22 protein-coding genes are annotated in these 21,506 nt (G+C 71.3%); 10 read left to right on the top strand and 12 right to left on the bottom strand.

The features are described 5' to 3' along the window. Positions 1 to 292 precede the first annotated feature (292 nt). Positions 293 to 2,146: a feruloyl-CoA synthase gene (locus tag SM757_RS05955; RefSeq protein ID WP_322464765.1), complete on the bottom strand. Its 1,854-nt coding sequence runs from the start codon at positions 2,144 to 2,146 to the stop codon at positions 293 to 295. A 40-nt stretch (positions 2,147 to 2,186) separates the two neighbouring features. Further along, positions 2,187 to 2,996 carry a crotonase/enoyl-CoA hydratase family protein gene (locus SM757_RS05960; RefSeq protein WP_084267613.1) on the bottom strand — a complete coding sequence of 270 codons (810 nt, stop codon included), beginning with the start codon at positions 2,994 to 2,996 and terminating at the stop codon, positions 2,187 to 2,189. 242 nt (positions 2,997 to 3,238) lie between these two features. On the opposite strand from SM757_RS05960, the gene SM757_RS05965 reads away from it, so the two are divergent. From SM757_RS05965 to SM757_RS05985, 5 genes are all read left to right on the top strand, one after another. Then, positions 3,239 to 4,990 carry a tannase/feruloyl esterase family alpha/beta hydrolase gene (locus SM757_RS05965; RefSeq protein WP_322464766.1) on the top strand — a complete coding sequence of 584 codons (1,752 nt, stop codon included), beginning with the start codon at positions 3,239 to 3,241 and terminating at the stop codon, positions 4,988 to 4,990. Positions 4,991 to 5,043: 53 nt separating this feature from the next. After that, on the top strand, positions 5,044 to 5,907 hold the full coding sequence (locus SM757_RS05970; RefSeq protein ID WP_322464767.1) for an amidohydrolase family protein: 864 nt from the start codon (positions 5,044 to 5,046) through the stop codon (positions 5,905 to 5,907). A 72-nt stretch (positions 5,908 to 5,979) separates the two neighbouring features. After that, complete coding sequence (locus SM757_RS05975) at positions 5,980 to 7,113, top strand: porin (RefSeq protein ID WP_322464768.1); 1,134 nt, start codon at positions 5,980 to 5,982, stop codon at positions 7,111 to 7,113. 80 nt (positions 7,114 to 7,193) lie between these two features. Then, positions 7,194 to 8,825 carry a DnaB-like helicase C-terminal domain-containing protein gene (locus tag SM757_RS05980; RefSeq protein WP_322464769.1) on the top strand — a complete coding sequence of 544 codons (1,632 nt, stop codon included), beginning with the start codon at positions 7,194 to 7,196 and terminating at the stop codon, positions 8,823 to 8,825. A 135-nt stretch (positions 8,826 to 8,960) separates the two neighbouring features. Continuing rightward, positions 8,961 to 9,209 (top strand): hypothetical protein, encoded by a 249-nt coding sequence (locus SM757_RS05985; RefSeq protein WP_066337934.1) that lies wholly within the window; start codon positions 8,961 to 8,963, stop codon positions 9,207 to 9,209. Positions 9,210 to 9,288: 79 nt separating this feature from the next. Here the strand turns inward: SM757_RS05985 and SM757_RS05990 are convergent, their stop codons facing one another. The 3 genes from SM757_RS05990 to SM757_RS06000 form a co-directional block, all read right to left on the bottom strand. Further along, positions 9,289 to 10,041, bottom strand: a complete 753-nt coding sequence (locus SM757_RS05990; RefSeq protein WP_066337933.1) for a trypsin-like serine peptidase — start codon at positions 10,039 to 10,041, stop codon at positions 9,289 to 9,291. Beyond that, entirely contained in the window at positions 10,038 to 10,301 is a 264-nt protein-coding gene (locus SM757_RS05995) for a hypothetical protein (RefSeq protein WP_066337931.1), read from the bottom strand. Before SM757_RS05995 ends, SM757_RS05990 begins: the two co-directional genes overlap by 4 nt. An 85-nt stretch (positions 10,302 to 10,386) precedes the next feature. Continuing rightward, complete coding sequence (locus SM757_RS06000; RefSeq protein WP_066337929.1) at positions 10,387 to 10,599, bottom strand: cold-shock protein; 213 nt, start codon at positions 10,597 to 10,599, stop codon at positions 10,387 to 10,389. A gap of 633 nt (positions 10,600 to 11,232) precedes the next feature. Between SM757_RS06000 and SM757_RS06005 the strand changes: the two genes are divergently transcribed. Both SM757_RS06005 and infA read left to right on the top strand, forming a co-directional pair. Further along, positions 11,233 to 11,412, top strand: a complete 180-nt coding sequence (locus SM757_RS06005; RefSeq protein WP_322464770.1) for a hypothetical protein — start codon at positions 11,233 to 11,235, stop codon at positions 11,410 to 11,412. Between the two features lie 4 nt (positions 11,413 to 11,416). Then, the gene (gene infA, locus SM757_RS06010) at positions 11,417 to 11,689 is read left to right on the top strand and encodes a translation initiation factor IF-1 (RefSeq protein ID WP_066337923.1); all 273 of its coding nucleotides are present in this window, start codon (positions 11,417 to 11,419) and stop codon (positions 11,687 to 11,689) included. A gap of 92 nt (positions 11,690 to 11,781) precedes the next feature. Here the strand turns inward: infA and SM757_RS06015 are convergent, their stop codons facing one another. The 4 genes from SM757_RS06015 to SM757_RS06030 form a co-directional block, all read right to left on the bottom strand. Then, complete coding sequence (locus SM757_RS06015) at positions 11,782 to 12,396, bottom strand: isochorismatase family protein (RefSeq protein WP_066337922.1); 615 nt, start codon at positions 12,394 to 12,396, stop codon at positions 11,782 to 11,784. Between the two features lie 54 nt (positions 12,397 to 12,450). After that, a complete protein-coding gene (locus SM757_RS06020) occupies positions 12,451 to 12,906 on the bottom strand; it encodes a universal stress protein (protein WP_066337920.1) in 456 nt (151 codons plus the stop codon). Between the two features lie 40 nt (positions 12,907 to 12,946). Next, complete coding sequence (locus tag SM757_RS06025; protein WP_322464771.1) at positions 12,947 to 13,414, bottom strand: universal stress protein; 468 nt, start codon at positions 13,412 to 13,414, stop codon at positions 12,947 to 12,949. A 245-nt stretch (positions 13,415 to 13,659) separates the two neighbouring features. After that, positions 13,660 to 14,115 carry a hypothetical protein gene (locus SM757_RS06030; protein ID WP_322464772.1) on the bottom strand — a complete coding sequence of 152 codons (456 nt, stop codon included), beginning with the start codon at positions 14,113 to 14,115 and terminating at the stop codon, positions 13,660 to 13,662. Between the two features lie 374 nt (positions 14,116 to 14,489). On the opposite strand from SM757_RS06030, the gene petA reads away from it, so the two are divergent. Next, positions 14,490 to 15,095 (top strand): ubiquinol-cytochrome c reductase iron-sulfur subunit, encoded by a 606-nt coding sequence (petA, locus tag SM757_RS06035; RefSeq protein ID WP_322464773.1) that lies wholly within the window; start codon positions 14,490 to 14,492, stop codon positions 15,093 to 15,095. 8 nt (positions 15,096 to 15,103) lie between these two features. Further along, on the top strand, positions 15,104 to 15,742 hold the full coding sequence (locus SM757_RS06040) for an MBL fold metallo-hydrolase (protein ID WP_322464774.1): 639 nt from the start codon (positions 15,104 to 15,106) through the stop codon (positions 15,740 to 15,742). Positions 15,743 to 15,889: 147 nt separating this feature from the next. Here SM757_RS06040 and ccoG read toward each other — a convergent pair whose 3' ends face one another. Beyond that, a complete protein-coding gene (ccoG, locus tag SM757_RS06045; RefSeq protein WP_322464775.1) occupies positions 15,890 to 17,338 on the bottom strand; it encodes a cytochrome c oxidase accessory protein CcoG in 1,449 nt (482 codons plus the stop codon). Positions 17,339 to 17,543: 205 nt separating this feature from the next. Beyond that, on the bottom strand, positions 17,544 to 19,268 hold the full coding sequence (locus tag SM757_RS06050) for a hypothetical protein (protein WP_322464776.1): 1,725 nt from the start codon (positions 19,266 to 19,268) through the stop codon (positions 17,544 to 17,546). A 252-nt stretch (positions 19,269 to 19,520) separates the two neighbouring features. Here SM757_RS06050 and SM757_RS06055 point away from each other — a divergent pair, with 252 nt between their 5' ends. Then, entirely contained in the window at positions 19,521 to 20,450 is a 930-nt protein-coding gene (locus tag SM757_RS06055) for a LysR substrate-binding domain-containing protein (protein WP_066342051.1), read from the top strand. A gap of 45 nt (positions 20,451 to 20,495) precedes the next feature. Here the strand turns inward: SM757_RS06055 and SM757_RS06060 are convergent, their stop codons facing one another. Continuing rightward, the gene (locus SM757_RS06060) at positions 20,496 to 21,401 is read right to left on the bottom strand and encodes a DMT family transporter (RefSeq protein ID WP_322464777.1); all 906 of its coding nucleotides are present in this window, start codon (positions 21,399 to 21,401) and stop codon (positions 20,496 to 20,498) included. Positions 21,402 to 21,506 lie beyond the last annotated feature (105 nt).

The following is a 21,506-nucleotide window of genomic DNA, read 5'->3' on the forward strand; positions in this document are numbered from 1 at the left end:
GCTCGTGTGGGCTGTCGTCTGCGTGGGGGCAGCCGACGCCGGCATCGCTGCGTTTACTGCTTCGTCATCCCCGCGAAGGCGGGGATCCAGGCGGCCCCAAGCCGGAGCGCAGCGGCCTTGCAGGCACGTTGAACCCAAGAACCCGGCAGGCCTGCCGCTCAGCTTGCGGCCTCCCTGGGGGCCGCCTGGATTCCCGCCTTCGCGGGAATGACGAAGTGGGGGGCGGGGCGCATCTGCTGACGGCCTACGAGGGTTCATCCAAGGCGTGCCGCAGCAGTTCCCCATCACCCCCTCACCGCCGCGGCACGATCAACCACGGGTCCGAGCCCTCGTACATCGCTTCCACCAGCGGCGCGCGGGTGGCGAGCACGGCGCGCTGGTTGATGGAGCCCTTGTCGGTGACCTCGCCCTTGTCCAGCGAGGGCGGCTCCACCAGCACGTGCAGCCGCGCCACGCGGCTGGCGCTGCCCGTGCCCTCGGCCCACAGCCGGTCGGCCAGGCGCTGGAAGAAGTCGCGCACCGCCGCGTGGTGCAGCACCTCGGGTGCCGGCGTGCCCGCAGGCAGCGCGGCGAGCTTGCGGCACTCGTCCAGGCGCGGGAACACCATCAGCCCCACTTCGCCGCGGTTCAGGCCCGTGACCACCGCGTCCGCCACGCAAGGCGCGCCGGCCAGCATCACCTTGGAGCGCAGCGGGCCCACGCTCACGAAGGTGCCGGTGGAGAGCTTGAAATCCTCGGCAATGCGGCCGTCGAAGAGCAGGCCCTTTTGCGGGTCCGTCGCGTCCACGAACTTCACGGCGTCGCCGGTGCAATAGAAGCCTTCATCGTCGAAGGCCTCGGCCGTCTGCTGCGGGTTGCGCCAGTAGCCGGGCATGACGTTGGGCCCGCGGAAGCGGATTTCCACCTTGTCGGCCACCGGCACCAGCTTCACGTCCACGCCCGGGCAGGGCAGGCCGACGTGGCCGGTCTGCAGCTCCTTGTTGAGCGCGAAGGTGCAGGACGGGGCCGTCTCCGTCATGCCCAGGCCCGTGATCATCAGGATGCGCTCGCCGACGGTGGCCTCGGCATGGGCGTGCAGCTTGTCGAGAGTCGCCTGCGACAGCACGGCGCCGGCGTACTTGAACAGCTTCACGCGGGCAAAGAGCGTCTTGCGCAGCTGCTCGTCCGTGTCCATGGCGGCGGCGATCTCGTCGAAGCCGCGGGGCACGTTGAAGTAGATGGTCGGGGAAATCTCGCGCAGGTTGCGCAGCGTCTCGGCCATGCCGGCGGCCGTTGGGCGGCCGTCGTCGATGTAGAGCGTGCCGCCGTGGTAGAGCGTGATGCCCACGTTGTGGTTGCCGCCGAAGGTGTGGTTCCAGGGCAGCCAGTCCACGAGCACGGGCGGCTCGTCCTGCAGGAAGGGGTAGGCCTGCGTGGCCATCTGCAGGTTGGCGCACATCATGCGCTGGGTGTTGACCACGCCCTTGGGCGCCTTGGTGGAGCCGGAGGTGAACAGGAACTTCACGATGGTGTCCGGCCCCACCTCGGCATGCGCCAGCTCCTCGCGGGTGCCGGGCTCGGTGGCGGTGAGGGCGGAGAAGGGCGTCACGGCGCGGCCTTCCAGGCTGCCTTCGGCCAGCACCACTTCCACGTCCTCGCCAACGACCGCTTCGATGGCCCTGGCATAGCGCGCGTCGGCGGCGAAGACCAGGCCGGGCGTGGTCACGCTGAAGATGTGGCGCAGCTTGGCGAAGTCGGTGGCCACCAGCGAGTACGCGGGCGAGATGGGCACGTAGGGCACGCCCACCCACTGCGCGGCCGTGGACAGGATGAAATGCTCCAGGTCGTTGTCCGACAGGATGGCGATGGGGCGCTGCGCCGACAGCGGCCGGGTCGCCAGCGCCTGGCCCACGCGCTGGGCCAGCTCCAGCATCTGCGCGTAGGTGATGCGGCGCCAATCGCCGCCCATCGCCGGGTCGCGCTTGGCGACGAAGGTGCGGTTGGGCGCCACGCGGGCCCAGCGCTCCAGCCGGTCGGTGAGCCGCGCGGGATAGGGCTGCAGCGGCTCGGTGGATCGCAGCACCAGCACGCCGCCTTGCTTTTCTTCGATGGTCGCGCTCAGGCAGCCGCCGACACGCGCCGCCCGGTACTTGGCCAGGATGCTCATGGCTTGTCTCCTCGTGTCTCAGTGTGGGGGGCGTGCGGGCTCAGCCCTTGAGCACCTTGCCGGCGCGCTTTTCCAGGAAGGCGCGCAGCCGCTCCTGGGCGTCGGGCGTGCTCTCGGCGACGGCGGCCATCAGGCTCTCGGTGAACTGGCCCTCGGACTGCGACTGGTCGGCGATGCGCGGCAGCGCGTGCATGACGGCGTAGTTGCTCATGGGGGCGTTGGTGGCGATGCGGCGGGCCAGCTCCACGGCCTTGTCCAGCGCCTGGCCCTCGGCCACGCGGTACTGCACCAGGCCGACGGCCTGGGCCTCGTCGGCGTCGTAGACGCGGCCGGTGAGCATGAGGTCGGTCATGCGCGACACGCCGATGAGGCGCGGAATGCGCACCGAGCCGCCGCCGCCCACGAAGATGCCGCGCTGCCCCTCGGGCAGGCCGAAGTAGGCCGAGTCGTCGGCCACGCGGATGTGGCAGCTCGACGCCAGCTCCAGCCCGCCGCCCACCACCGCGCCATGCAGCGCGGCCACGACCGGCACGCGGCCGAACTGCACGGCGTCAAAGGCCGCATGCCACATGCGCGAGTGCTGCACGCCGGCACCGATGTCGCGCTCCACCAGCTCCGACAGGTCCAGCCCGGCGCAGAAGTGCTCGCCCTCGCCGCTGACCACCACCGCGCGGGTGGCCTGCGGCAGGTTGATGAACACGGTGTGCAACTGCTGGATGAGCGGATCGCTGATGGCGTTGCGCTTGGCCGGGCGCATCAGGCGCACGTGCAGCACGGGGCCGCAGGTTTCCACGTGCAGCAGGTCCAGATCGGCCAGCAGGCCGGCGGCGGGGGTGAAGTCGGGATGCATGGTTGTTCGGTGTGGTGCGTTGATGGTTAATAGTCTTAAGCAAATTGACGGGTGGTGATCTTGGTGTTTTCCCTGAATACACAGTCATAGTTGTGAATGTGGGCTGGACGGGTTAGGGGAATCCCGGTGATGCGGACTCTGAATGATTAATAAACTTAAGCATATGCCGTTGCCCAGGAGTCTCCAGGGCCGTTCCGGGCGCGGCATGAAGTCCAACAACAGCACAGGAGACCTCGTTGCCCATGCGTACCAAGCCTTTCGTTATCGGACCCGCTTTGCCGCTGGGGTTGGGCGCGCTGGCGCTGTTGTCGCTGGCCGCCTGCGGCGGCAGCGGCGATGACGCCGCGCCCGTTCCCGCCGACACGGCCCATGCGCTGCCGCAGCTGGCCGCCGCCACCCCAGCCGCGCTGGCGGGCGGCTGCGACGAGCTGGGCGCCAAGCTGGCGGGGCAGGCCGGCACCGTCATCGACAAGGTCAGCACGGTCGCGGCCGGCACGGTGCTGACGGCCAGCACGCCGGCTCCCGAGCACTGCCTGGTGGAAGGCCACATGGCCCAGCGCACCAGCACGGTGGACGGCCGCAGCTACGCCGTCGGCTTCCAGTTGCGCCTGCCCAAGGCCTGGAACGGGCGCTTCTATTACCAGGCCAACGGCGGCATGGACGGCGCGGTGGTGCCCGCAGCGGGCGCCCTGGGCGGCGGGCCGCTCACCGGCGCGCTGGTCCAGGGCTTTGCCGTGATCAGCTCGGACGCGGGCCACCAGCCCAACACCGACCCCACCTTCGGCATCGATCCGCAGGCGCGGCTGGACTACGGCTACCAGGCCGTGGAGAAGCTCACGCCCATGGCCAAGGAGTCCATACGCCGCGCCTACGGCAAGGCGCCGGACCGCTCCTACTTCGGCGGCTGCTCCAACGGCGGGCGCCACACCTTCGTGGCCGCGGCGCGGCACCCGGACTGGTACGACGGCTACCTCGCCGGTGCGCCGGGTTTCAATTTGCCCAAGGCGGCGGTGGCCAGCATCTGGGGCGGGCAGCGCTACGCCTCGCTGGTGGCCGCGCCCAACGACCCGGCCACGCCGGCGGGCCTGGAAACGGCCTTCACGCTGGCGGAGCGCCAGCTCGTGGGCCGCGCCGTGCTGGCCAAGTGCGATGCGCTGGACGGCGCCGCCGACGGCCTGGTGCAGGACACGGCGGCCTGCCAGGCGGCCTTCAACCTGGCGCGCGACGTGCCCAGTTGCGGCAGCGGCGGGCGCGACGGCAGTTGCCTGAGCGACGCGCAGAAGACGGTGGTGGCCTCCATCTTTGCCGGCGCCACCACCAGCACCGGCGCCCCGATCTACGCCAGCTTCCCCTGGGACAGCGGCATCGCCGGCAGCGGCATCGCCTCCTGGGAGTTCGCCTCGCCGCTGCAGCGCGACGCGGGCGCCGTGGCCTTCATCTTCAACACGCCGCCGCAAGCGGCCGCCGGCTTCGACGGCGCGGCCTTCGCGCTGGGCGCCAGCATCGATGCGCTGGCCGCGGGCATCACGGCCACGGCCGGGGTCTATGCCGAGTCGGCCATGGGCTTCATGGCCCCGCCCAATCCGACGGACCTGGGCGCGCTCAAGAACCGCGGCGCCAAGATGATGGTCTACCACGGCGTGGGCGACCCGATCTTCTCGGTCAACGACACCGCCGCCTGGTATGACGGCCTGCGCGCCAGCAACGGCGGCGATGCCGGCAGCTTCGCCAGGCTCTACCGCGTGCCCGGCATGGGCCACTGCTCCGGCGGCCCGGCCACGGACCAGTTCGACATGCTCACGCCGCTGGTGAAGTGGGTGGAGCAGGGCCAGGCGCCGCAGGCCGTCGTGGCCTCGGCGCGCGGCGGCGTCAACGCCGACGTGCCCGCAAGCTGGGCCGCGGACCGCACCCGCCCGCTGTGCCCCTACCCGCAGGTCGCGCGCTACAAGGGCAGCGGCAGCCTGGAGGCGGCTGAAAGCTTCAGCTGCCAGTGATCAACCTCGCACGGCCTGCCCCAAGGCGGGCCGTGCATTCCCCCGAGACACCCATGGACCTCGACAAGCTCATCGCCATAGACATCCACACGCACGCCGAGGTGTCGTGCTGGAACCCCTTCGACAACTACGCCGAGGAGTACGACCGCGCCGCCGACAAGTACTTCAAGAACGGCAAGCGGCCGACTATCGCCGAGACGGTGGCCTACTACCGCGAGCGCAACATCGGCCTGGTGATGTTCACGGTGGACTCGGAGGCCAAGCTCGGTCGCCGGCGCATTCCCAACGAGGAGATCGCGCGGGCCGCGCGCGACAACGCGGACATGATGGTCGCCTTCGCAAGCATCGACCCGCACAAGGGCAAGATGGGCGCGCGCGAGGCGCGGCGGCTGATCGAGGAAGAGGGCGTCAAGGGCTTCAAGTTCCACCCGACGGTGCAGGACTTCCTGCCCTACGACCGCATGGCCTGGCCCATCTACGAGGTCATCGCCGAGTACAAGCTGCCGGCCATCTTCCACAGCGGCCACTCCGGCATCGGCAGCGGCATGCGCTGCGGCGGCGGTTTGAAGCTCGCCAACTCCAACCCCATGCTGCTGGAGGAGGTGGCCATCGACTGGCCGGACATCGAGATCGTCATCGCCCACCCGAGCTGGCCGTGGCAGGACGAGGCGCTGTCGCTGGCGCTGCACAAGCCCAACGTCTGGATAGACCTCTCCGGCTGGAGCCCCAAGTATTTCCCGGCGCAACTGGTGCAGTACGCCAACTCGCTGCTCAAGGACCGCATGCTCTTCGGCAGCGACTACCCCCTCATCACGCCGGAGCGCTGGATGAAGGATTTCGACGAGGCCGGCTTCAAGCCTGAAGTCAAGCCGCTCATCTTCAAGGAGAACGCGGCGCGGCTGCTGCGTCTCAGGTGAAGGAGGCCTGCGCTTGCCCGTGCAACGCGCAGCCGATGCAGTTCCACAACCAAAGGAAGGGAACGAGGAGACATGAACAAGCACACCCTCATTGCCGCCGCGGCCCTGGCCGCCGCGGCCGGCGCCGCGCAGGCGCAGGCGCAGGCGCCTGCCGGCGTGCAGCTCTACGGCCTGATCGACGTGGCCGTCGAGCGGCTCAACCACGTGGCGCCCACCGGCGGCGCGGCCAACGGCGGCACGCTCACGCGCATGCCCAACATCACGGCCACGCTGCCCTCGCGCTGGGGCCTGCGCGGCAGCGAGGACCTGGGCGGCGGCCTGCGCGCCATCTTCACGCTGGAGTCCGGCTTCGGCCCGGACACGGGCGGGCTCAACCAGTCCGGGCGGCTGTTCGGCCGCCAGGCCTTCGTCGGCCTGGCCGGCCCCGGCTGGGGCCAGGTGACGCTGGGGCGGCAGTACAGCTACTTCTACCTGTCCATGCTGGACGCGGGCATCTTCGGCCCCAACATCTACGGCGTGGGCTCGCTGGACCCCTACATCCCGCAGGCGCGCTTTGACAACGCCATCGCCTGGCAGGGCCGCTGGGGCGCCTTCAGCGCGGGCCTGAACTACAGCTTGGGCCGCGACATCGGCGCCGCGCCGGGCGGCACGGCCTGCGGCGGCGAGAGCGCCGCCGACAAGCAGGCCTGCCGCGCCGCCTCGGCCATGCTCAAGTACGACACCGAGGGCTGGGGCGGCGCCCTGGCGTGGGACCGCCAGCGCGGCGGCGCGGGCTCCTCGGCCACGGCCGGGCTGACCTCCAGCGACCTGCACGACCAGCGCCTCTTCGCCACCGCCTACGCCAAGCTGGGCGCGTGGAAGGTGGGCGCGGGCTGGATCCGGCGCGACAACGAGTCCGTCACCGCCATCGCGCGGCGCAGCGACATCGGCTACGTGGAGGCGGCCTACGCCGTCACCCCGGCGCTGTCGCTGGAGGCGCAGCTGGCCAAGCTGGACTACCGCGGCAGCGACAACCAGGCGACCCTGCTGTCGCTGCGCACGACCTATGCGCTGTCCAAGCGCACGGCGGCCTACGTGACGGCCGGGCACATCCGCAACGACGGCGCGCGCATGAACGTGTCGGCCAGCGGCGGCTCGCCCGGCGGCCTGCCCGCCTTCGACGGCTCGCAGACCGGCCTGGCCGTGGGCGTGCGGCACGCGTTCTGACGCGCCGGCCGTTCGGCACGGGCGGCGTGGCCCGGTAGCATTCCGGCCCTCCGGTTTGATGCGCCACGCCGCCTTTGCCCATGACCCAGGACACCGCCCGCACGCAACGCCTGCTCGACCAGCTCCGCCGCCTGTTCCTGCTGCCCGAGGCGCCCGCGCCTGAGCTGGCCGCGCTGCAGCGGCAGCTCATGGGCGGCGAGGCGGCCTCGCCAGCCTTCACGGACGCCCAGGGCCGCGTGCGGCTGATGGCCGTGGGCCTGCACGGCGTCTCGCGCGGGCAGGGCGATGCGCACTGCGCCGCGCTGCTGCACCTGGGCAAGGCGCTGATCGAGGACTTGTCGCTGCCCGAAGCGGCCTTCTCCGTCAATGGCCGCGAGGGCTACGACTTGTGGCTGCCGCTGGCCGAGCCGGTGCCGGCCGACGAGGCGCGCGAGTTCCTGTCGCTGCTCCAGGAGGCGTACCTGCCGGAGCTGCCCGCCGTGCGGCTGCGGCCGGGCGCCGCGGGCGATGCCGCCACGCCCGCCGGCGGCGTGGCGCTGCCGCCGGGGCTGCATGCGGCCACCGCGCTGTGGTCGGTGTTCATCGCGCCCGGGCTGGCGCCCTCGTTCAGCGCGGAAGCCGGCATAGACCTGCCGCCCAACCTCGACAAGCAGGCCGAGCTGCTGGCGCGGCTGGAGCCCATCCCGCCAGCCCTGTTCCAGGAGGCGCTGGGCCGCCTGCGCCAGCGCGTGCGGGGTGCGGTACCGGCGCAGGAAGCCGGCGCGGCTGCGGCGTGCGCCCAAGCGGAAGCACCGCCCGCGCCTGCCGTGGGGGAGCGTGCGGCGCCGGGGCCGCTGGCGGGCGTGCGCGACGAGCTGATGCGCGCGCTCACCGACACGGCGGCCGCCGTGGTGGCCACGCCGTTTCCCGGGCTGACCAGCCTGCTGCACGGCGGCTTTCGCGCCGGGCGGCTGTACCTGCTGCTGGCCCCGCCCAAGGCCGGCAAGACGACGCTGGCGGCGCATTGCCTGGACCATGCCGCGGCCAACGGCCACCCGGCGCTGTATGCGGGCTACGAGATGGCGCGCGAGCAGCTCGTCCATGGCGCGCTGGCGCGCCGGCTCAAGCTGGACGCGCGGCGCATCGAAGGCGGCCTGCTGGCGCCGGAGGACGTCGTGCGCGTGGCCGCGGCGCTGGACGCCTATCTCGCCCGCGAGGGCCAGGCGCTGACGCTGTGGGAAGCGGACGCGGCCGTGGGCCTGGCCGGGCTGGCGGCGTGGGCGCGGGCGGCGCGCGAGTCCTTCGCGGGCAGGACGCCGCTGCTGGTGGTGGACCCGCTGCCGCTGCTGCGCAGCGGCATTGCGGCGCTGGACGCGCACGCCGACGCCGCCCATCGCCTGGGCGCCCTGGCCGCGGCCTGCAAGGACCTGGCGCGCGGCACCGGCGCCGCGGTGCTGGCGCTGTGTCCCGCGGGCGGGCCGCTGGCCGGCGACGTGCAGGAGCTGCCGGACGGGCGCGAGGTTCAAGCCCTTTATGGCGCCGCCGACGGCGTGCTGGTGCTGCAGGCGTCCGGCCCGCGTGCGGCCGACGAGGCCACGCCGCAGCGCCTGCAGTTGTCGCTGGCGCTGCACCGCGGGCGCACGGGCCGCGTGCTGCTGGACCACTGGCGCGCCTTCCATGCGATGGAGGAGGCGGCGGTGGGCGAGGGGCAGCCCGGCCTGGCGCGGGATTGAGCGCAGGTCGCGCAGGGGCTTGTCCTTCGCCGTCCCGTGCATTGCGCATGGCCGGGACGATATTTAGTTTCTTCCCTACCGTCCGAGCGGCATTGCTTGCTGCTACTGTGGGTCTTCACAGTGGAGGTCCACACCATGGCCCGTGCATTCAACACCCCTCCCGCGTCCCGGCGCGAAGCCCGGCGCGAAGCCCTGCGTGACGGCCTGCCGCTGACCGTGGAACTGCTCAAGAACCGGCTGGCCTGCGACATCCCGGTGGGCTACGTGGAGGACTACGTGGCGCTGGACTGGCTGGAATGGCATGGCGGCACGTTGCGGCTCACGGCCACGGGCCAGAACGTGTGCCGCTACGCGACGTCGATGCAGCACAAGCGGCAGGCGTAGGCGGCGGGCCGCGCCGGGCTGGCGCCGCAAGCCTTTGCGGCGTGCGGCGGCTTGTGGTGTTCCCGGCTCTTGTCCGGTTTCAGCGCTTGGTCAGTGCCATCAGCACATCGGCGTACCACGCGCAGTTGAGGCCCAGGGCCTCGTCCTGCACCAGATCGCGGCTGGCCATGTCCATGCGCGCCGAGTGCACACCCAGCAGCTTCCACGGCAGCGCCTTGAGCGCGGCGTTGGGCGCCGGGTCGCGCATCACCACGGGAGCGCCGCTGGTGCCGCGGTGGGTACGCGCATCGGTCAGGAAATAACCCTGTCCCTGGAAGCGCAGGCCGAACGACGAGGCGATCGCCGCCTGGCGCACGACGGGCAGATGGTGCAGCGCGTCGTGAAAGCCCAGGGGAAAGCCTGGGATCAGCAGCGGGCTGCCGACTTCCACGTCCTCCAGCGATGACTGCAGGTGTGCCGGCGTGAACGCGGCGAAGGCCATGGCGCGGGGCAGGGCCGCGCGGTCCAGCTCGACGGCGGCCACGTCTATGGCGCCGCCGTCGTCACCGGCATCGCGCCACACGCTGCGGCCGTCGCGGTACAGCAGCATGGAGAAGGCCACGGAGCGGCCCAGGTCTGCGCTGTCGGTGTGCAGTTCCAGCTCCATGCGGTCGGGGAAATGCCCGCTGGGTTCGTCGTGCAGCACGTGGCGGCTGGTGACCACGAACAGCCGGCCTTCGCGCTCGAAAAAGAAGCCGCTGGCGCCCGTGAGCACGCGGTCCTGCTCGTACGTGGTGATGCGTGCCGCGGCCAGCAGCAAGGGCTCTATGGCGCCTATGCGGCGGCCGGTCATTGCGCCGCCTTGGGCGCGGGTGCCAGCAGGTCGTGCGTGCGCCGCACGTCGTGCTCGAAGGCGGCGATGGAGTGCTCGGAGATGGGCGTGTGCAGCAGCGCGGTGCGTGCCATTTCGGCGCAGCGCTCGAATGTGGCCGGGAGTTGGGCGCGGGCCGATGCAGGCATGACCTGCAGCAGCGCGGTGATCAGCGCGTCCAGGGCCACGAGGTTGCCCTTGAGCTCGCAGATGCGCTCGGTGGCTTCCTGCAGGTTGTTCATCGCGGCTCCTCAAAATGAAAAAAGCCGCGGCCGGGGGCCGCGGCTTGGTCGCCATGGAGGCCGTGCCGGGCACGGCCTGCGGTCATCAGACCGGGCGGATGTTGGAGGCTTGCGGGCCCTTCTGGCCTTGCGTCACTTCGAACTGCACGCGCTGCTGCTCGCTCAGCGAGCGAAAGCCGCCGTTGTTCTGGATCTGGCTGAAGTGGGCGAACAAGTCCTTGCTGCCGTCATCGGGAGTGATGAAGCCGAAGCCCTTGCCATCGTCGAACCACTTCACGGTGCCGGTTTGAGTCGTCATGTCGAAATCTCTCTGTGCTGTTTCACGCGCCACACATGCGGCGCAGGCAGAGACGCCAAGAAAATCATCCAGAGATTCGACCGGAACCGGCCGGCGGCGCCAGCGGAAAACAGAGGAGACCTGTTGAAGACGGTCTTGAGTACCTACCCGGACACCTTAACACCAAGACCCGGCGCTTGCCGGCGCGGGGCTTTGCGGGCCGTCTTTGTTTCGAAGGCATGGTGCAGGTCGCAGTACCCCTTCAGGTTGACAACGCAACCAGGTGAGCCGGGCCGCAGCCGTGCCAAGACAGGACTGGCCATGGGGCCGTCTCAGCCCCGCCGTGGGCTCCTGGTACGAGAAGTGCTACATTAACGCGTTCGCACGCGCGATGCGTGCCCACTCCTGCAAGCCTGTACGCGACCGACGCAGCCTTGCTCGCCTCGCCTCTTCGGTCACGTTGCCGGCGCCGCCGGCCCTTCAAGAAGGCAAGGGCGGCTTCGCGGCCTGTTTGGGCCCTGTGAAGGGGCCGTCTCCCGTGTTCCCCTGCCTCCACGCAAGGCGCCGGCTTTTTCGGCAGGCTTGCGCTGCCGGCCGCATTGAGAGATTTCCATCGACATTTTCACCACCGTCGGCAAGTACCGCGTCTCGCCCTTGGCCAAGCAGCGCCATGACGGCCGTTACACGGCTTCCGTCTCCATCCGCAGCGGCACGCACGACCGCGTGATGCGCCTCATTCCCGTCTTCGACACCGCCCAGGCGGCGCTGTGCCATGCCCAGTCCGAGGGTCTGGCGTGGATCGATGACCGTACAACCACACTACAGAAAGCGTGATGCCATGGCCAAGGAAGAACTCATCTCCATGAACGGAGTCGTGCGCGAGGTGTTGCCCGACTCGAGGTTTCGCGTGTCGCTGGAAAACGGGCATGAGCTCGTGGCGTACACGGCCGGGCGCATGAAGAAGCACCATATTCGCATCTTGGCCGGCGACAACGTGTCGCTGGAGCTGTCGCCCTACGACCTCAGCAAGGGCCGCATCACCTTCCGCCACCTGGAGCGTCGCGGCCCGCCGCCGGCCAACGTATCGCGTCCGCGCGGCCCGGCGCGTTGATGCGCCGGCGGCCCGGGCCCTGACCACCTTTTGCAAGGCGCCGTTCAGGCGCCGTGCTTCGGGGCTCACGCCCCGGGCGTGCACCGCGCGGCTCAGCCCAGCGCCTGGGCGCTGTCGCGCAAGGCCGCACCGGCCTGGGCCATGGCGCCCAGCGCCTGCTCGCCGTCGGCGGGCTGCACGTTCACTGCCGCGACCGCGTCGCGCAGCACCACCACGTCAAACCCGTGCTCCCGCGCGTCCAGCACCGTGCTCTTGACGCAGTAGTCGGTAGCCAGGCCGCCGACGAAGAGGCGCCGCACCCCGGCGGCCTTCAATTGCGCGGCCAGCTCCGTGCCGGCGAAGCCGGAGTAGGCCTCCTGGCCCGTCTCGGTTCCCTTGGACACGACGGTGGCGCCCGGGGGCCATTGCAGCGCTTGCGGGAATGCCGCGCCCGCGCTGCCCGCCACGCAGTGGGGCGGCCAGGGGCCGCCCTGCGCGGTGAAGGAACAGTGCGCGGCGGGGTGCCAGTCGCGCGTGGCGAACACCGGCAGGCCTTGCCGCGCGAAGGCGGCCAGGCAGCGCTGCAGCGGCGCCAGCACCCGGTCGCCTTGCGGCACGGCCAGGGCGCCGCCGGGCAGGAAGTCGTGCTGCACGTCCACGAGCAGCAGCGCGTCGCCGGGGCCGGGGGGCGCGTCGCGGGCGGCGTCGGGGGAAAGCGTCGGGTTCATCGAGCGGGTTTGTTTGGGCGGTTGGTTGGGCAGGGCCGGCCGCGGGTGCGGCCCTCAGGGGTCTATACCATGCCGGCGCACCATCAATACCGGCACGGGCGCACAGCGCAGCGTGATTTCCGCATCGCTGCCCAGCGCCAGCCGCGTGAGGCCGCGGCGGCCGTGCGTGCCCATGACGATGAGCCGGCAGCTTTGCTGGGACGCCGACTCGGCGATCAAGTCGCCCACGCGGCCGGAGATCATCTCGCGCACCAGGCTTTCGGCCGGGACGCCGGCCTCGCTGGCGTCCCGGCTGGCCTGGGCGAGCAGCTCCTTGCCGAAGTCCCACAAGTCCTGGCGCAGCGCCTCGGCGTTGGTGGCTGCGGCCATGTCGATGAGCAGCGGGTATTCGTTGACCACGTGCAGCAGCACGAGGGTGGACTTGAGCTCGCGGGCCAGGGCGATGGCTTCGCGCAGGCCTTGGGCGGCGGCGTCGCTGCCGTCTATGGGGACGAGGATCCTGGCGTACATCCGGCTTCTCCAAGTGGTGCCGCGGGGGGCGGCGGGTGGGTCATCCGACGGCTGGGCCGTCGGCCCTGTCCTGCTGCACGAGCAGCACGGGAACCAGCGCGGCATGCACCACGCGCTCGGCGTCGCTGCCCAGCAGCAGCCGGGTGCGGCCGTTGCGGCCGTGCGTGCCCATGACGATGAGGCTGCAGTCCTGGCGCGTGGCCTCGTCCACGATGGCGGCGGACACGCGGCTGGACATCACCTCGCGCAGCACCGTGTCGCAGGCCACGCCGGACTGTCCGGCCTGCTGGCCGCAGGCCTGCAGCAAGGCCTGGCCGCGGGCCAGCAGCGCCTCGCGCGCCTCGTCGAAGCCGGCCTGTGTCGCCTTGGCCAGCAGCAGTTGGTAGGTGTCCACCACGTGCAGCAGCACCAGCGCGGAACCCAGGGCGCGACCCAGCGCGGCCGCTTCGCGCAGTGCGCGCACGGAGGCGTCGCTGCCATCCACCGGAACCAGGATTCTTGGGTACACGGTGTCCTCCGTTAGAGCTTGCCAGGCGGGGCACGGTGCGGAAGCGCCCGCGCGAGAACCCATTTTTCGAGAGGAAGGGGTGCTTGGCTTGATCAGGCGCAAGTTTGCGGCCGACCCTCACGCAGCCGAGGGGACGCGGGTGGGCGCCCGGCAGGGCCGTGCCGGGTGTCGGCCTGGTGCGGGCACACATCGGCCATGGGGGCGAACGCGCAGCGGGAGGCGCGCCTCGCGCACCCGGGTGCGGCTCAATCCGGCGCCGCCTGCGCGCCGTCCACGTAGAACACCAGGGCCGGGGGCTGCTCGCCGGGGCTGATGGACAGCGGCTGGCGCTGCAGCCGGCCGCGGTGCAGCAGGTCCACGTCGTACTGGCCGCCGGGCAGGTCCACCAGCACCCATGAGCCCGTGAGCATGCGGTCGTAGCCGGGCCGGGGCGTCGCTTGGTCGGCGGGGCCGGGCTGCTGCGTGATGCGCAGCCGTGCGCCCTGCACGGGCTGCAGCGGCGCGGCGTGGCCGGCCACCATCACCAGCAGGTTGTGCTGCGCGCGGCGGACGATGAGCTGCGTCTCGTCCTGCGGGTCGCTGCCGCCTTCGGCATAGGGCCAGCCCGCGGGGCTGGTGCCGGTGAGCACGGCAGCACCCACGCCCAGGGTCAGCGCGGCGCAGGCCGCGGCCAGCAGGCAGGGGATGCGATTGCTGTTCATGACAAAGCCTCCGCGCAGGTGCGGCCGGCCGCGCGCCCGCAGCCGCGAGCCGCCGGCGCGTGCCGCGCACCCTTGGTACAGCTTAGGCGGTCGCCTTGGCCCAGTTTTGACTTTGTGCAAGCCGCCGGCGGCTGCGGACCGTCCACGTGTAACGCCCTGTGCGGCGCCCGCGTGGGCCGGGGGCACTGCCAGGGCTGCCAGGGCTGTCAGGGCTGGCAGGGCAGGTAGGGCAGGTGGCGGCATCGCGCCGGCCTGGCGGGCGGGCGCAGGCCCTGCCGTCCCGGGCGGACTTGCGCGGGTGCGGGTGCCGGCGGCCGGTGGGCGACTGGCCCGCATCTTGATAGGTGAGGGCATCCACCTTGGGGAACAACGACATGACAGACCTCGCCTTGCAACCCGCTGCGCCGGCCGATCCCGAACGCCGCCAATGGCTCATCGCCACCGGTGCCGCCGGCAGCGCTGCCGCCGTGGCCACGGCCGTGCCCTTCGTTTCCACCTTCGCGCCCAGCGAGCGGGCCAAGGCCCTGGGTGCGGCAGTGGAAGTGGACGTCAGCGACATCCCGCCCGGCGGCATGAAGACCGTGGAGTGGCGCGGCAAGCCGGTATGGGTAGTGCGGCGCACGCCGGAGATGATCGCGGCGCTGCAGAAGAACACCGGTGCGCTGGCCGACCCCGCGTCCGCCCGGGACCAGCAGCCCGCCTACGCCCGCAATGCCGGCCGCTCCATACGGCCGGAGCTGTTCGTGGCGGTGGGCATTTGCACGCACCTGGGCTGCTCGCCCAGCGCCGCGCCCGCGGGCGGCGGCAACGCCAGCCTGCCCGCGGACTGGGCCGGCGGCTACCTCTGCCCCTGCCACGGCTCCACGTTCGATGGTGCCGGGCGCGTGTTCAGGAACAAGCCCGCGCCGACCAACCTGGAAGTGCCGCCGCACCGCTACGTGAGCGATACGCGGCTGCTCGTCGGCGAGGACAAGGCCTGAGCGCTGCCATGTACTTCCGCATGCTGCACGACGAGGCCTGCGGCTCGGTGAGCTACCTGCTGGCCGACCTGGACGCCGGCGAGGCCGTGCTCGTGGACCCGCGCGGCACGGACGCGCCGGTGCTGCTGGCCATGCTCGACGAGCATCGGCTGCGCCTGCGCTGGATGCTGCGCACGCATGAGCACGACGCGGCCCTGCCGCCCGGCGAGCGCAGGGCGCTGCAGGCGCTGCAGGCGCCGCTGATCATGCACGAGGCCCCCCACGGGGCCGTGGCCCCCGCAGCGCCGCCGGTGCTGCCCTTTGGCGGCGAAGTGATCCGGGTGCTGGCGACACCGGGCCACACCCGGGGCTGCCTGAGCTTCCTGTGGCGCGACCGGCTGTTTTGCGGCAGTCTGCTGGCGGTGGACGCCTGCCCCTTCCAGCCGTGGCCGGCCGACCCCGAGGCGCTGTGGGACAGCGTCACGCAGCAGGTCTTCACGTTGCCGGCCGAGACGCTGCTGTTCAGCGGCCATGCACGCGCCGCGCGCGCGGTAAGCCAGGTGCTGGAGCAGCGCCGCACGCATCCGTGGTTCGCGCACGCGACGCGCGACGAATTCCTGGCGCGGGTGGCGTGCCTGGCGGCGCCGCCGCGCGACAGCGCTTCCTGACGTGCTTGGCGCGGGCGGCGGGTGGCGGCAGCCGCCCGGTGGCCCACGCTCACGCAGCCCCCGGTCCCGCCAACAAAAAAGGGACGCCGCGGCGTCCCAAGGTCTCCCTCCGGGGCCCGCTTCTTCGGCGGGCCTGCCGTGCCCGGCTCATCGGGGCAGCACGAAGGTGGACTTTTCGCGCAGCGTGCGCGCGGGCTCGCCGGCCGAGGCCTGGCGCTCGATGGTGAAGTGGATCTCGTGCGCGCCGGCCGGCGTGGCGGCGGCCGTTTCCGGCGGCACGCGCAGCAGCACCGTCACCCACTGCGCCTCGGCCGGGCCCAGCGTGAGCTTGACGGGCTCGGCCAGTTGCAGCCCCGGCAGGCCATCGACCGAGACGCCATAGGCCTGCGGGGCTTCGGCGGCGTTCATGACCTGCAGCCGGTAGACGTTCTCCACGAAGCCGCCTTCGACCTGGCGCGCCAGCGTCGAGCGGTCGCGGACGATGTCGGCCTTGAACGGCGTGCGCAGGGCGATGCTGGCGCCCACGGCGAGGCAGATCACGATGAGGATGGCCGTGTAGATCAGGATGCGCGGGCGCCGCACGCGGGCCAGGACCTGGCCGCGCGTGAGGTGCTGCTGCAGCCCGTTTTGCGTGTCGTAGCGCACCAGGCCGCGGGCGTAGCCCATCTTGTCCATCACCTCGTCACAGGCGTCCACGCAGGCGGCGCAGCCGATGCACTCGTACTGCAGGCCCTTGCGGATGTCTATGCCGGTTGGGCAGACCTGGACGCACAGTGTGCAGTCGATGCACGAGCCCAGGCCGGCCTGGGCCGGGTCCACCTTCTTGGAGCGGGCGCCGCGCGGCTCGCCGCGCTCGGCGTCGTAGCTGATGATGAGCGTGTCCTTGTCGAACATGGCGCTCTGGAAGCGCGCGTAGGGGCACATGTACTTGCACACCTGCTCGCGCATGAAGCCGGCGTTGCCCCAGGTGGCGAAGCCGTAGAACAGCACCCAGAAGGTTTCCCAGGGGCTGGTGGTGAAGCTCATGACCTCGCCGGCCAGCGTCTTGATGGGCGTGAAGTAGCCCACGAAGGTGAAGCCGGTCCAGAGCGCGATGGCGATCCACGCGGCCTGCTTGCCGCCCTTGCGCAGCAGCTTCTCGGCGCCCCAGGGCGCGGCGTCCAGCCGGATGCGGGCGGTGCGCTCGCCTTCGAACTTGCGCTCCACCCACATGAAGATCTCGGTGTAGACCGTCTGCGGGCAGGCGTAGCCGCACCACAGCCGGCCGCCCACGGCGGTGAAGAGGAACAGCCCGTAGGCCGAGACCATGAGCAGCGCCGAGAGGTAGATCAGGTCCTGCGGATAGAAGATCAGGCCGAAGAGGAAGAAGCGCCGCGCGCCCAGGTCGAACAGCACGGCCTGGCGGTCGTTCCACATCAGCCACGGCAGCCCGTAGAAGACGAGCTGCGTCAGCCACACCAGGGCCCAGCGCCAGTGGTTGAACTGCCCCTTCACCGAGCGGGCGTAGATCTTCTTGCGGGGCTGGTACAGCGAGATGAGCTTGGGCTTGCCGCTGTCGCCGGCCTCGCCCTGGGCGGGAGTGGGGACGGTGTTCATGTGCCGACATCCCAAGAAACGTGCCAGCGACCCCTGGCCGCGCCAGGTGCTTGCGCGACAAGCACTTGGCGCCGCAGGCCGGCCGCGGCCTGCCAGCCGGGTGGCGTGCGGCTGCCGCGGCTGGCAGGGCGTGGCAGTAGTGGCGGCAGTGGCGGCAGTGCGGGCGACCTCGATGCGGCCGGGGCCGGCGGCGCGGCCGTCCGGTTCAGCCCACGCGCGGGCCGATGTACTCGGTGGCCAGGACGAAGTGGTTCATGCGGTAGTGCATGGTCATGTCGGGCAGGGCGCGGCCGCCGAAGTACCAGTTGATCCACGGGCCGCGCAGCGCCATCTCGGGGTGGCAGCGCCAGCGCAGGCCGCGGCGCTCGCTCACGAGCACGCCGTCGAGCCAGGTGTCGAGCTCGCCGTCGGGGACGGACTCGCCGTTGCCCAGCTCGTCGTAGGGACCGGTGACGGAATTGATCTTGATGCGCTGCTCCACGCAGTGCCAGCGCCCCTTGGCGATGGCCGCGCTGCCCAAGCGCTCGATCACGCCGTAGTCGCTGGGCTGGTCCAGCGAGTAGACGTAGTCCTGCAGCGGGCGCAGCCGCGAGTAGGGGTTGCCGTCGCCGGGGTCTATGCCGGCGCACAGGCGCACGGAATGGCCGTCGTAGCCCCAGCGGTCGGCGAGCTGCACGCCGCCGGAGCTGCCCGCGGGCCAGAAGTGCTTCTTGCCGGAGCCGCGGCGTCCGCCGTTGCCGGTGATGGAGTACCAGTAGCCGCCGGCGTAGTCGTTCCACCAGCCCATGCGCAGGTCCCAGCCCAGGGCGATCTTGTGGACGTCCGCGGTGCTGTTCCAGTCGTCTTCCAGCATGAAGTACAGCCGGCAGTAGAGCTCGTCATACGTGGCGGGCAGGGCCGGGCGCAGCGGGTCGGCGGCGTCGCCGCGCAGGAGCTGCGTGACGGCGTGGAAGGAGGCGTGGGTCTGGGGAACGAACTGCCCGCGCAGCATGGTCGTGCCCGGTGCATCGGGGTCGGGCAGTTGCTGGCAGGGGTTGCGCGAGTCGGTGAGGACCTCATCGAACACCGCGCCGCGCGCGAGGTTGCCAAAGTCGCCGCAGCGCAGCACCGAGGGGTGCGACTTCAGCGCCGCCTCGCCCTGGGCCGCCAGGCCCATGCGCGGCGCCTGGCCGTCCGTGCCGAGATTGAAGCGCGGCGCATCGACCTCGAACACCTTGACCGTGAACACGTAGTTGGCCTGCAGGCAGTTGAGCCGCATCAGCGCGGACTGCACCGAGCCCTGCACCGCGCTCAGGTCGAACTGCACCATGACGGGGGCCGAGGGCTTGTGGGTGGCGCTTTGCCGCGTGTCCGGGCTGCGGTAGGTGGAGGGGTCGAAGCCGCAGAGCATGCCGGCGCAGTTGAAGCTGCCCTGGTCGGTGGTGACCAGCAGTTGCGGCGGCACCTCGGACTCGCGCCCGCTCCAGATGGCGTAGGCGGAGCCCGTGGTGCCGCTGCCGCGCAGGAAGGCGCCGCGGTTCTCGCCGCTGTCCACCCAGTGCCGTACCAGCGCGGTGATGTCCACCTCGTAGACGCGCGGCTGGCCGCTCACGGGGAAGCTGGCCCAGGGCACGTCGCCCTGGGGCAGGCCTTGGGCGTCCAGCCAGTCGCCGGTGTTGCGGTGCTTCCACGGCAGTGCGAGGTGGCGGCTCCAGAAGTCGCGGCTGGGCCCGCTGCCGGCGTCCCACAACAAAAACTGCGGCGGCGCCTGCGGTGTCTGCGCCGGCGTGTTGCCGGCGACTTCCTTGGCCTGCTCGGTGGCCAGGGGCGCCGCCGTGGTGCCGGACGTGGGCATGGAGAGGTCCAGGCCGCTGTCTTCCCCGCCGCCGCAGCCGGCCAGCATGAGCGCCGACAGCGTGGACATGGCCTGTCGCCGGTTGAGGTTCAGCATCTTGTCCTCCTTGTTGAGTTCGCAACTATTAGCCGACAGCAACCCGCTGTGGATGCGGTTGGCCGCGTTGCGTGACGCCGCGTTGGGCGCTGGGCGCAGGTGGCGGTGCTGCCTTGCCGTCCTGCCCTTGCCCTGCTCATCGGCGCTGCGCAAAGCAAGATGAGGGCTCGTGGCAGAAATTTTTCCGTGCCCGCGGCAGCGGCCTGGCCGGCGGGCGGCCGGTGCCGGCGCCTCGCCTAAGATGCCGGCACCGTGAGCCTCTCCTTCCACCTCGATGACCTGCGCGTTTTTTGCCTGGCGGCGCGCCGGGGCAGCTTTGCCGCCACGGCCAAGGAGCTGGGCACGTCGCCGGCCTTCGTGAGCAAGCGCATTGCGATCCTGGAGCGGTCGCTGGGCGTGAGCCTGTTTCACCGCGCCTCGCGCCGCGTGTCGGTGACCGAGGACGGCGAAGCGGTGTTTCGCTCCGCGCAGCAGATCCTGGAGGAGGTGGGCCGCCTGGGCGAGACGGTGGCCGGCGGCAAGGCCGAGCCGCGCGGGGCGCTGCGCATCAGCAGCGGCTTTCGCCTTGGGCGGCGCCACGTGGCGCCGGCGCTGTCGCTGCTGGCGCGGCGGCATCCGGGGCTGGACATCTGGCTGGAGGTGGTGGACCGCCAGGTGGACCTGATCGCCGAGGACATCGACCTGGACCTGCGCGTGGGCGAGGTGCACGAGCCGCACCTGGTGGCGCACCGCATCGTTCCTGCGTTTCGCATGCTGTGCGCCGCGCCCAGCTACCTGCAGCGCATGGGCCACCCCAAGACGCTGGCCGACCTGGCGCAGCACGAGTGCCTGCTGCTGCGCGAGCGCGACCTGCCCTTTGGCGTGTGGCGGCTCAACGGCCCAAACGGGCTGGAGACGGTGAAGGTCAGCGGCGCGCTGGCCTCCAACAATGCCGACATCGTGCGCGTATGGGCGCGGGACGGGCACGGCATCCTGCTGGCCTCGGACTGGGACGTGGCCGCCAGCCTGGCCGGCGGCGAGCTGGTGCGCGTGCTGCCCGCCTACAGCCACCCGGCCGACGTGTGGGGCGTCACGCCGCTGCGCTCCAGCCAGTCGGCCAAGGTGCGCGTGTGCGTGGCCTTCCTGCGGGAGCAGTTGACGCGCGGGCCCTACGCGCTCGGCGGCGCGGGTAGCGCAGGCTGAAGGCGGCCGCTCGCGAGGGCCAGCGTTTCAGCGACTGCAGTCGCTTCAGGCGCGGCAGGCGCTGCCCGCGCCCGCCAGCCGCGCGGCGTGCTCGCGCCCGCTGAGCCAGGTGCCCAGCGCGCCGCAGGTCGCGATGGCGGCGATGCCGCCCACCGCCAGCGCGTCGGGCGCGTGGCGGAACACCAGCCAGCCCGCCAGCGTCGCAAAGCCGATCTGCGCATACAGCCAGGGCGTGAGCAGCGCCACCGGCGCGCGGCGGTAGGCCAGGATGAGCAGGAAGTGCCCCACCGTGCTGACCAGGCCTACCAGCAGCAGCAGCGCCCACAGCACGCCGGAGCCCAGCGGCTGCCAGGCGAAGGGCAGCGCCGCGCTGGCCACCAGCGCGCCCACGGCGCCGGTATAGAAGTGCATGGTGCCCGGGTCGTCGGTGCGCGCCAGGCGGCTGGTGACGATCTGGAAGCCGGTGTTGGTGGCCAGCGCGCCCAAGGGCATGAGCAGCGTCCAGTCGAACACGTCGCTGCCGGGCTGTATGACGGCCAGGGCGCCTGCGAAGCCGCCGCCCGCGCACAGCCAGCGCGCCGGCGAGATGCGCTCGCGCAGCGCGGTAGCGGCAACGAGCGTCATCACCAGCGGCGTGAGCATCACGATGGCCGTGACCTCGCCCACCGGCATGTGCTTGAAACTCATGAAAGCGAAGGCGCTGCACGACAGCAGCAGCAGCGCGCGCAGCGCGTGCAGGCCCGGGCGCCGGGTGTGAAACAGCGTCTTCCCGCGCGTGGGCAGCAGCACCACGCTCGTGGACACCGCCTGGAACAGGTAGCGCACCCACAGCGCCATGGCCAGCGGCACGCCGGTGCTGATGAGCTTGGTGGTGGCGTCCAGGGTGGCGAAGCAGGCCACTGCCAGCAGCAGCAGCCCTATGCCATGCAGGGCGCGGGAGGAGGGGTTCAAAGGGCGGCCTGATGCAGATCAAGAAAACGGCCTCCAGCCTAAGGAACACGGAACGTAAAACCAAGCCCTATGCCGTGGAGTCTCGATTCACGAAGTGTTGACGAT

The sequence above is a fragment of the Azohydromonas lata genome, from assembly GCF_034427735.1.
GTDB lineage: Bacteria > Pseudomonadota > Gammaproteobacteria > Burkholderiales > Burkholderiaceae_C > Azohydromonas > Azohydromonas lata.